We start from the raw sequence: 9629 nt of genomic DNA, 5'->3' as shown, positions 1-9629 counted from the left end.
CATCGGCATCGGCGGCGGGCACGTCGGTTCCGATGGCGATCGCCCCGTCCAGATCGGCATCCAGGAACGATGCGCTGCGAGTCGCCTCGTACTCGTCTGCCCTGCTGTCGGCCCAGCGGTTCAGGGCGAGCAGCCCGATCGCGGGGAGGATGGCGATCACGAGGAGCGCCACGAGCGGCGCGCGTGAGTACCGCAGCGGCTCGGCGACGATGTCGATCCGCGAATCGGGCCACAGTTCGTCGTCATCGAACTCGTCGAAATCGCTGCCGGTCACCGGATCACGCCCAATTCTGCGGGTGTCGGGCCCGATGGGTAGGTCGCCAGCACGTCGGCGAAGGCGTTCCAGATCGGGCGATACTCGCTCTGATCGGAGATCGTCGGTCCGTTCAGGACGAGTGCGTACTCGACCGCGCCGCCACCGTCGACCGGGAGATACCCGGCGAGCGCCTTCACCGCCGGTGGATCCTCGTTGAACGGCGGATTGTTCAGCGTTCCCGTCTTGCCGAGGAGGTGACCGGCGACGGGATGATCCACGAACACGTCGCTCAGCGTGCCCGACTCACCGGCGACCGGCAAGGCGGCACCGATCGTCTCGGTGGGACCCGAGCGCTGGAGCACGGTGAGCAGCGCGGAACAGGTCAGCCGATCGTCGAGACTGAGACCGGAGCCGTCGACGAGGACGACGTTCGTCATGTCGATGTCCCAGGCCGCCATCCGTTCGGCGATCGCATCGAGTCCGGCCTGGCGGGTTCCGCCGGCGTCCGGTGACGCCTCGACCCCGATCTCCTTGACGAGGAGTTCGGCGGTGTTGTTGTCGCTGTTCGTGAGCATCTCATCGACGATCTCGGTCAACGGTGCCGACTCGATCATCGCCACCTCGACGAGACTGGACAGCGAATCGGCGCTGCCCGACTGCCCCTCCCCCGCGACGACGATGCCCCGGTCGCGCAGCAAACGCGTGAACTCGCGAGCGGCCGCACTGTTCGGCTCGTCGGCGCGACGGTCCTCGCCGAGCACCCGTGCGTCGTTGACGAGGACCGCGTCGTACGGCCCGGCCTCGAGACCTGCGACACCGTTGCCCCATCCGGGAGCGAAGAATTCGTCGTCGTATCGGCCGCCGTCGCCGACCACCGACCCGGTGACCTGTGTGACTCCGGCTTCACTCACCCGATCGGCGAGGGTGTCGAGCGAGGTCTCGTTGAACACCGGCCTGCGCTCGAGGTTCGACGTCGGATACCAGTCCGACGACAGGACCGGATCGCCACCTCCGACCAACACCAGATTCCCCTCGACCACTCCCTCGACGGGTTCGGCCGGGGCCACGACACGAGTCGTGTAGGTGTAGTCGTTCCCCAAGACGTCGAGTGCGGCAGCCGCGACGACGAGCTTCTGCGTACTGGCCGGGATGACCGCGATGTCGGCGTTCTGTTCGCCGACAGCCTCGCCGTCGACGCTGACGGCGACGCAACTGCGATCGTTGAGCTCGGGGGTGAATCCGGCGACCACGGGTGTGAACTCGTCGACGTTCGCGTCGCGCGAGATCACCGCCGGCAGACGACGAAAGCTGAGCAATCCGTTGCGGAGCGGTTCGTCGGGGAGCGGAGGGTCGACGATCGTCGACGGAGGCGGCGGTGCGGCGGTGTCGTCATCGACGCGTCGGTCGGCGAACACGAACATCGCGTAGAGCACCAGTGCCGGCACGAGTGCGACGATCGCGAGCACGATGAACGGCCCGGGGCCTGACCCCCTCGGCCGCGGGGCGCGCGCCTCGAGGCGTTGCATGGCCGGTTCGTTCACGAGGAGCGGGCCTGCTGATACCGGACGCGGCGAAGCATGTGTCCCAGCGCCGCAACGGCACGCTCACCGCTCGGGTAGCACAGGCGTCCCGTCGCGCGCACCGCCGCCGGGCCGGCGTTCGACGGATCGGCGATGGCGAGTTCGGTCGAGGTCAGGATCGGTTTTCCGGTCCGCAGGCTCAGTTCGTGTGCCGCTTCGGCGAATCGGGTGTCCTGGCGCTCGTGGTACTCGACGATCCGCTCGAGCCCGTGATCGGGGTAGAACCGGCCGTGACGCATCATCTGGGCCTGATTGGACTGGATTCCGAGACCGAGATAGATGATCGAGTGCACGTCGGGATGGGTGGCGACCATCTCCATCACTTCGGGGATCGTGTCGCGGGTTTCACCGCCTGCGCAGTCGATCGGGTTGTTCCGGCTCCACCGAGGCGGCAACTTCTGGTCGACGGCCGCCAGCAGGTCCTCGGGCAGATCGAGCAGGACCAGGTCACGGTCGCGGGTGATCGCATCGGCGGTCACCACGCCCCAACCCCCCACCGTCGTGAGCACGACGGTGTTCGGCCCGGCCGGAAGCGGCTGTGTGGCGAACGTCGCTGCGGCCTCGAACGCGTCCTCGATGCTGTCGGCACGGGTCACGCCCGCGGCGCGACATGCACCGTCGAACACCTTGTCGTCGGCCGCGAGCGCACCGGTGTGGCTGGCGGCGGCCTGCGCCCCGCCCGCGGTCGACCCACCCTTGACGACGACGAGCGGCTGGCGCGCTGCCGCGTCGCCGAGCCGATCCATGAGCCCGCGGCCGTCGGTGATCCCTTCGATGTACGCCAGTCCGACCGACGTTGCATCGTCGTCGGCGTAGAAGTCGAGATAGTCGGCGACGCCGACCGCGGCGGCGTTACCCGCCGACACGGCTCGGCTGATGCCCACCCCGGTGGCCCGAGAGTGATTCAGGAAGCTCGACACGAAGTTGCCGGACTGGCTGGCCACGCCGATCGATCCCTTCGGTGGGTAGGGGGCGACGATCTGGACGCACATGTCGACCGGCGTGCTGACGACGCCCTGGCCGTTCGGTCCTGCGAGCAGGATTCCCAATTCGTCGGCGAGCTCCACCAGCTCCGCCTGGGCGCGCTCGCCATCCTCGCCGGCCTCGCCGTATCCGGCCGATGTGAGGAAGGCGGCACCGATGCCCTTCGCGGCACATGCCCGCAGCAGGTCGGGGTTCGCTGCGGCCGGCGTGCACACGAAGACGAGATCGATCTCACCGTCGGGCAGCGCTTCGATGTCGGCGACCGTGTCGATCCCGAGGACGTTCTCGCCCTTCAGGTTCGTCCCGAAGACCTTCCCCGCGTACCCGTTCGAGAGCAGGTTGTGGAGCGACACGAAACCGAACTTCCCGGGATGGGTCGACGCTCCCGTCACCAACACGCCACGCGGCTCGAACAGCGCCGCGAACTGCGCGTCGCTCGGTCGGGGACGGATCGAGGGCTGGCCGGGTTCGGGTTCGCCGATCTCGACGAGGCCGTCGACGGCCACGACTCGGCCGGACGGCTCGACGATCAGTGGGTTGATGTCGACGCTGCGCACGTCGTCGCGAGCTGCGGCCAGCTCACCGAGGCCGACGAGCAACTCGACGAGTTGGGTGCGGTCGACAGCCGCTTCCCCGCGGAACTCTCCGAGCAGCTTCTGCGTCGCGAGTCCGTCGATCATCTCGACCGCGGTCGGCACGTCGAGCGGTGCGGGACGGAAGACGACGTCGGCGATCGCCTCGGCGAGGATGCCGCCGATGCCGAGCATCACCATGCCCCCGAACTGCGGATCGCGTACGACTCCGGCGATCAGTTCCCGGTTCCCCGAGACCATCGGTGCGACGAGCACATCCACGGGCCCGTCGTCGACGGTTGCCGCGGCGAGCAACTCGGTGGCCGCCTGCTCGACCGCAGCCCGGTCACCGAGGCGGAGGCGGACGAGGCCGCGTTCGGTCTTGTGTGCGATCGCGTCGCCGTTCAGCTTGGCGACGACGGGATAGCCGATCTCGTCGGCAGCATCACCGGCCTCGGTCGCCGACTCGACGAAACGCTCCGGCGCGATCGGAACACCGTGCTCGGCGAGGAGCGCCTTCGAGGCGCGTTCGGACAAGGTCGTGGAGCCAGCCATCGCCGTTCACCGTACTTTCGCCGACACGCAAGATCCCTGCATTGGCCGCGGGAATCTTCGACACACCATCGAGCTCACCTCGACGGCGATGTCGGGGACCCGGTCACTCGGGCGACGTCGGCTCGATCGCGAAGCGCCGGTCGAGCGTCGTTCCGATCTCGTGGTGACGGAGCAGGAACGCCTTCTCGTCGAGGCGCTTGCGGCGCAGCCATCCCGTGACCTCGTCGTTGGACTTGCTCGCATTGCACGAACCGCAGGCCGGGACGATGTTCGGGAGCGTGTATCGACCACCGCGTGACAGGGCGAGCACGCAGTCGCGCTGCAACGCCCGGTCGGTTGCACCGCAGTAGGCGCAGCCACCCCACGCTTCCTTCAACGCCGACCACTGTTCGTCGGTGAGGTCATGCTCGACACGGCGCATCCGTCGCTGTCGCTTTCGACTGCTGCGAGCCCTGCGACTCCGGTTGACCGACACCACTCGAGACTAGTTCTCGCCGACAACGGACCGGCGGCATCGCGCCGCCCGACGCGTCAGCGATGTCGACGAATCCTCAGCATCTGGTTCGTCAGCGACTATTCGCCGGCGTCGTCGCCGGTGACATCCTGCACGTCCAGGGCGATGCCCAAGCTCACGGTGAGCTCCCCGATCGAATCGAGTATTGCGTCGAGGTCGGCGCCGACCGGAACGGTCAACTGGGCGGTGATCTCGAACCGCCGGCCCCCGTCCTCGCCGGGCAGGTCGGTGACCGTGCCGAGACGCGAGATGCTGATCCCGAGTTCGCTGATCGCGCGGGAGATCTCGTGGACGACGCCCGGTCGGTCGTCGCCGGTGAGCCGCAGCCGGACCTCGTCGGCGTCGGGGACATCGGTGGGTTCCTCGACTTGCTGGGCCGTCACGTGGAGTCCTTGGTCACGCAGGATCAGCAGGTTCGTGAGGAGTTCGTCGACCCGATCGTCGCCCACCTCGACCACCACGACACCGGCGAAGGTTCCAGCGATCTCGGCCAACTCGCTGCGCTTCCAGTTGCCCTCGTGGAAGCGAACGACGTCGGCCAGTGACGCAACGACACCCGCACGGTCGCGTCCGATGATGGTCAACACCAGTTCGATCATCCCGTCACTATGTCACGCATCGTGTGGCCCGACTTTCCGGGGTCGGCAACGGTGCTGGGTATCGGACCGCACGTACGGAACAGCCGAGTTGCCGCGAGGAGCGCGACGCGCGCCGCCACCCCCGAGGTTCCGCACAGTTCGTCGATGTTCGACCGTCATCGGGTCAATGGCCCTCGCGAGGTGGGAAGCCACCGACGATGAATGCTCCCGAAGAGTCACTCGAACGTGGCCGTTCCGCTCGTAGGTCGGTCCCGCGCTCGTCGCACGCTGAGTGGTCGCCGCCCGAGGACCGTCGTGATCCGGTGGCCGTCAGCGACGCTCAGAACGAATCACGCGTCCCGTGGTTGGTTCCGGTGCGACACGACCGGATGCGGGAGTCGCCGCTCACGTTCTACCGCGGCGCCGCCGCGATCATGGCTGCCGATCTCTCCACGACTCCGTCCAGTGGTCTCGACGTGCAAGCCGTCGGCGACGCCCACCTGTCGAACTTCGGTGCCGATGCCTCGCCGGGCCGACAATTGGTCATCGACGCCAACGACTTCGACGAAACGCTCCGCGGGCCCTGGGAATGGGATGTGAAGCGGGGCTTGCAGCGAGTGTCATGATCGCTGCCCAACATCTCGGATTCGGCTCCGATGCGTGTCTGCAGAGCACGATCCAGACCACCCGGGCCTATCGGAAAGCGATGGCCGAGTACACACGGATGGGGTATCTCGAGGTCTGGAATCGGCTGCTCACCGTCGAGGAACTCCGCATCCAGACAGGGATCACGCGCGCCTCGCTCGCGGACCGGATCCAACGCTTCGAAGGTTTCAGCGACGAACAGGTCTCAGCGACGCGGCGCCGCCACCGCGTAGGTCAGCACGCTCTTCGCGAGTAGGTCGCCCGACGAGGCTCCGAACGCCTCGGCCTCGCAGAAGACCGTCCGCCGACCGCGCCGGGTGATCCAACCTTCGGCGATCGCATCCTCGGCACGCTCGCCTCCGACGATGCCACGGATGTACTGCACGTGCATGTCGACGGTCGAGTAGTTCACGCCGGGTTCGAGCTCCGCTCCGACGGCCGGGACCATCACGTGGTCGAGCAGCGAGGCCATCGCTCCCCCGTGCATGAACCCGGCGGCCTGCAACAACTCGTCGCGGAACGGCAGACGCATCCGGCAGTAATCGCGACGGATGTCCTCGACGATCAGGCCGAGCAGCATCGGGTACGTGGTGGTTCCGCTCTGCCCGAAGCGCATCCAGCGTTGCGTCGTGTCGTCATCCAGCAGCTCGAAGCCGTCGGCGCGCGTCGTCACGAAGCTCACTCCGGGTCCTCCAACGCCGAACGGAAGAAGTCCATGATGTGGGCGCGCCGTCGCGCCAGGGCCGCCTCGGTGAGCGGATCCTCGTCGAGCAGTCCCTCGAGGAACGGAGCATCGGAGAAGTAGCTCAGTAGTGCGCCGTACCCGGTGAGCAACAGCTGGGCAGCGTCCTGGTCTCGGAACACCCCGGCCGCCATCTCACGCTCGAAGTAGGCCACGGCCTCGTCGAACATCGGGCGCAACGTGGCGGCGAGATCGATCGCGAGATGGCTTCCACCGTCGATCGCCTCGCGGCGCATGAGCGTGACGTAGGCGGGGTTGTCGGCGAAGAACCGGAACCCGGCGTCGAGCACCTGGTCGACCTTCTCCAGACCCTTGGAGGGCGCCTGGATCGAATCGGCGAGTCGCTCGAACCAGTCGGACAAGAGCTGCTCGAAGACCTCTTCGTACAGCGCCTCCTTGGAGGGGAAGTGGTGCAGCAGGCTCTGCCGCCTGATCCCGACTTCGGCGGCGATGTCGTTGAGCGAGGTCCCGCTGTATCCCGCGTACGCGAAACACTCCCGAGACGCATCGAGGATCTGCTCACGCGTCGACCGACCGACGCTCGCGCTCTCCTCCAACATGGATCGACCACGCTATCGCCGGGAGTGCAGCGGCGCCGCGAGCCGACCGAGCCGACCGGTCACGCGACGAACCCGCCGCTCTCAGTCGGGAAACGGCGGGTTCGAGAACAGGGTGAGGCTGATTCCAGGACCAGCGATCGGGGGTCAGCTCGGTGGGTAGACGCCCATCGCCTGGGCCTTCTCGGTCTTCCAGAAGATCTCGGCGATCTCGTCGATGTAGGCGACGAGCTGCTCGCCGACGGCGGGGTCCATCGACTTCTTGGCCTCGCCGGCCTGATGGGTCGCCTTCCAGAACAGCTCGTGCAGCTGCGGGAACTCCTCGAAGTGCGCCGGGGCGAAGAAGTCGGCCCACAGCACCATCAGGTGGTGCTTGGTCTCCTCCGCGCGCTGCTCCTTGATGAAGATGCAGCGGGTGCGGAAGACCTCGTCATCGGATTCGGCGTACTTCTTGGCGGTCTTGACGACCGAGAGAGCCTCGATCTTGGCCTGTGCCGGGTCGTACACCCCGCAGTACAGGTCGCAGTGAGCGTGCGCAACGGTGGCCGAAGCGAAGAGCTTGCCAAACATGTGATTCTCCTTTGGGGGAACTCGCGGGTGGGAACGCGCGAGAGCGTTCCCGATGGGTTGTCAACGAAACCTACACTCCCGGCGTGACCTCGCACCCACCTGGTCGTCGCGCCTGGCCGTTGCGACGGTTCGTGGTCGCCGATCGATCGATGGAACCCACGCTCGTGGCCGGCCAGGGCCTGATCGGATTCCGTTCCGGTCGGGTGAAGGCCGGCGAACTGCGCTGCGTCGAACATCCCGACCGGTCCGGTTTCTGGTTGGTGAAGCGGGTCACCGATGTCGACGGGGCCACCATGAGCGTGGCGTCGGACAACGATGACGTGCCCACCGTCGACTCCCGGCAGTTCGGACCGGTGCGGATCGACGGGTCGTACCGGGTGATCGTCCGGATTCCGCGACGCTGGATGTGAACCGTGGATGCGAACCGTGGATGGGATCCCGGTGGGTCGCGGGCCTACTGTCGACGTGATGGCCGTGTACCTCTGTCATGAACAGCCCGATCTCCACCAACACGATGCGCACGTCGTGGATGCACGTCCCGGCGCGGTCGTCCTCTCGCGCTCGGCGTTCCACCCGGGCGGCGGTGGACAGGTGAGCGACGTCGGGACGATCGAGTCGGCGCGTGGCCCGGTCGGAGTGACCCACGTCGAGGTCGACGGTGACACCTGGTGGCACATCCTCGACGACGAGACATCCGTTCTCGACGGCGACGTAGCCGTGACGATCGACGCCGACCACCGGCATCGGGTCGCGTCGCTGCACACGATGAGCCACGTGCTCAACGCATTCGTGTTCGACGAGTTCGAGGGGTCGCTGGTGACCGGTGCCCAGATCAACGGTGACGGGACGGGACGCATGGATTTCGATCTGTCGGCGATCGACAACGACCGCCTGCGGGCGCTCGCCCGACCGATCAACGACGTGATCGCCCGCGGGCTCGACGTCACGTCCGTCTACGTGGACGGAACCGAGGCGGCGAACACGCCGGGTCTCGTCCGATCGATGTCGGTCGCTCCTCCCCCGACCCCCGACGGGCGGTTGCGCCTGATCGACGTCGACGGACTCGACCGCCAGGCATGCGGCGGAACACACCTCGCGAACACCGCCCAGTCGCGACCGTTCGAGATCGGCAAGATCGAGAACAAGGGGAGACACAACCGTCGCGTGCGGTTCCGCCTCGGCGATTGAGGACGACGTCGGCGGGTCCCTGTTTCGGGAACGGTTCGTGCGTGTTGGTCTCGCCGACGCACACCGACTGCGAGGATGAACGACATGGATCTCCGACGTGCCGGCGCACTCGTCGCCCTCGCGCTCGTCGGGGCGGGGATCGTCGGGCTGGTCGCCACCTCGGGGGGCAGCGACGACTCCGACGCCGCGCCGTCACCGCCCTCCGCTCCTGCGACCACGGAAACAGCGACGGCTGGCTCCGAGGCCGTCGACACCCCACCTCCCGAGGACACAACCGTCGACACGGTGACGTCGTCGCCCACCGTCACCGTCGACCCCGACCCACCCGACCTGCCGAATCGCGGTCCGCACCCCGAGTTCCTTCCCGTGCAGGAATGGCTCCAGACCGACGCGACGTCGTTCGACGACTTCGACGGCAAGGTCGTCGCCGTGCAGTTCTGGACGTTCGGTTGCAGCAATTGTCAGGCGACGTTTCCGCACACGCGCGATCTCTACGAGAAGTACGGGGGTGACGACTTCGAGATCGTCGGCGTCCACGCACCCGAGTTCGACTTCGAACGCGACGTCGATGCGGTGGCGTCAGCCGCCGCCGACAACGGACTGACCTGGCCGATCGCGATCGACAACGACAAGCTCAACTTCCGCTCGTGGCAGGAACGCCGATTCTGGCCGCGCATCTTCCTGATCGATGCCGATGGCAACGTCCGCTACGACCACATCGGCGAAGGCGCCTACGACGACATCGACGCAGCGGTCGGCGCGCTGATCGCCGAGAAGAACGTCTGATCGTTCGGACGGACAGGCTGCGCCCCACGTGATCGACGCATTCGTCGAAGCGGTCCGTTCACTCGGACAGGTGTGCCAACTGGTGATCCTGGCACCCGTCGG

General features: G+C 67.2%; 13 protein-coding genes. 5 read left to right on the top strand and 8 right to left on the bottom strand.

Annotated elements, in window-relative coordinates; genetic code table 11:
- The 5 genes from WBV89_RS09730 to WBV89_RS09710 form a co-directional block, all read right to left on the bottom strand.
- A partial coding sequence (locus WBV89_RS09730) for a hypothetical protein (RefSeq protein ID WP_423981141.1) occupies window positions 1-274 on the bottom strand: 274 nt, incomplete at its 3' end.
- Window positions 271-1782 (bottom strand): D-alanyl-D-alanine carboxypeptidase/D-alanyl-D-alanine endopeptidase, encoded by a 1512-nt coding sequence (dacB, locus tag WBV89_RS09725; RefSeq protein WP_423981140.1) that lies wholly within the window; start codon window positions 1780-1782, stop codon window positions 271-273. The genes dacB and WBV89_RS09730, both read right to left, overlap by 4 nt.
- Before the next feature lie 11 nt (window positions 1783-1793).
- On the bottom strand, window positions 1794-3947 hold the full coding sequence (locus WBV89_RS09720) for an acetate--CoA ligase family protein (protein ID WP_423981139.1): 2154 nt from the start codon (window positions 3945-3947) through the stop codon (window positions 1794-1796).
- 103 nt (window positions 3948-4050) lie between these two features.
- Window positions 4051-4368, bottom strand: coding sequence for an HNH endonuclease (locus tag WBV89_RS09715; RefSeq protein WP_423981138.1), 318 nt, complete (start codon window positions 4366-4368; stop codon window positions 4051-4053).
- A 152-nt stretch (window positions 4369-4520) separates the two neighbouring features.
- Entirely contained in the window at window positions 4521-5060 is a 540-nt protein-coding gene (locus WBV89_RS09710) for a glycine cleavage system protein R (protein ID WP_423981137.1), read from the bottom strand.
- A gap of 302 nt (window positions 5061-5362) precedes the next feature.
- On the opposite strand from WBV89_RS09710, the gene WBV89_RS09705 reads away from it, so the two are divergent.
- Both WBV89_RS09705 and WBV89_RS09700 read left to right on the top strand, forming a co-directional pair.
- The gene (locus WBV89_RS09705) at window positions 5363-5665 is read left to right on the top strand and encodes a DUF2252 family protein (RefSeq protein ID WP_423981136.1); all 303 of its coding nucleotides are present in this window, start codon (window positions 5363-5365) and stop codon (window positions 5663-5665) included.
- Window positions 5662-5940 (top strand): DUF2252 family protein, encoded by a 279-nt coding sequence (locus tag WBV89_RS09700; protein ID WP_423981135.1) that lies wholly within the window; start codon window positions 5662-5664, stop codon window positions 5938-5940. The genes WBV89_RS09705 and WBV89_RS09700 overlap by 4 nt, the downstream gene beginning before the upstream one ends.
- Here the strand turns inward: WBV89_RS09700 and WBV89_RS09695 are convergent.
- The 3 genes from WBV89_RS09695 to sodN all read right to left on the bottom strand — a co-directional run bounded on the left by WBV89_RS09695 (window position 5890) and on the right by sodN (window position 7553).
- On the bottom strand, window positions 5890-6366 hold the full coding sequence (locus WBV89_RS09695) for a PaaI family thioesterase (protein WP_423981134.1): 477 nt from the start codon (window positions 6364-6366) through the stop codon (window positions 5890-5892). The two genes, WBV89_RS09700 and WBV89_RS09695, sit on opposite strands and share 51 nt — an antisense overlap.
- Window positions 6363-6986, bottom strand: a complete 624-nt coding sequence (locus WBV89_RS09690) for a TetR/AcrR family transcriptional regulator (RefSeq protein WP_423981133.1) — start codon at window positions 6984-6986, stop codon at window positions 6363-6365. Before WBV89_RS09690 ends, WBV89_RS09695 begins: the two co-directional genes overlap by 4 nt.
- 144 nt (window positions 6987-7130) lie before the next feature.
- Window positions 7131-7553 carry a superoxide dismutase, Ni gene (gene sodN, locus WBV89_RS09685; RefSeq protein WP_423981132.1) on the bottom strand — a complete coding sequence of 141 codons (423 nt, stop codon included), beginning with the start codon at window positions 7551-7553 and terminating at the stop codon, window positions 7131-7133.
- An 83-nt stretch (window positions 7554-7636) separates the two neighbouring features.
- On the opposite strand from sodN, the gene WBV89_RS09680 reads away from it, so the two are divergent.
- The 3 genes from WBV89_RS09680 (at window position 7637) to WBV89_RS09670 (ending at window position 9527) form a co-directional block, all read left to right on the top strand.
- Window positions 7637-7963 (top strand): S26 family signal peptidase, encoded by a 327-nt coding sequence (locus WBV89_RS09680; RefSeq protein ID WP_423981131.1) that lies wholly within the window; start codon window positions 7637-7639, stop codon window positions 7961-7963.
- A gap of 58 nt (window positions 7964-8021) precedes the next feature.
- Complete coding sequence (locus WBV89_RS09675; RefSeq protein WP_423981130.1) at window positions 8022-8741, top strand: alanyl-tRNA editing protein; 720 nt, start codon at window positions 8022-8024, stop codon at window positions 8739-8741.
- Between the two features lie 84 nt (window positions 8742-8825).
- Window positions 8826-9527 (top strand): redoxin family protein, encoded by a 702-nt coding sequence (locus WBV89_RS09670; protein ID WP_423981129.1) that lies wholly within the window; start codon window positions 8826-8828, stop codon window positions 9525-9527.
- Window positions 9528-9629: the final 102 nt, after the last annotated feature.

Origin of the sequence: Ilumatobacter sp., assembly GCF_049588435.1 — a bacterium.
GTDB lineage: Bacteria > Actinomycetota > Acidimicrobiia > Acidimicrobiales > Ilumatobacteraceae > Ilumatobacter_A.
The sequence above is the reverse complement of the archived record's forward strand: the minus strand, read 5'-3'. Positions and strand labels throughout refer to the sequence as shown.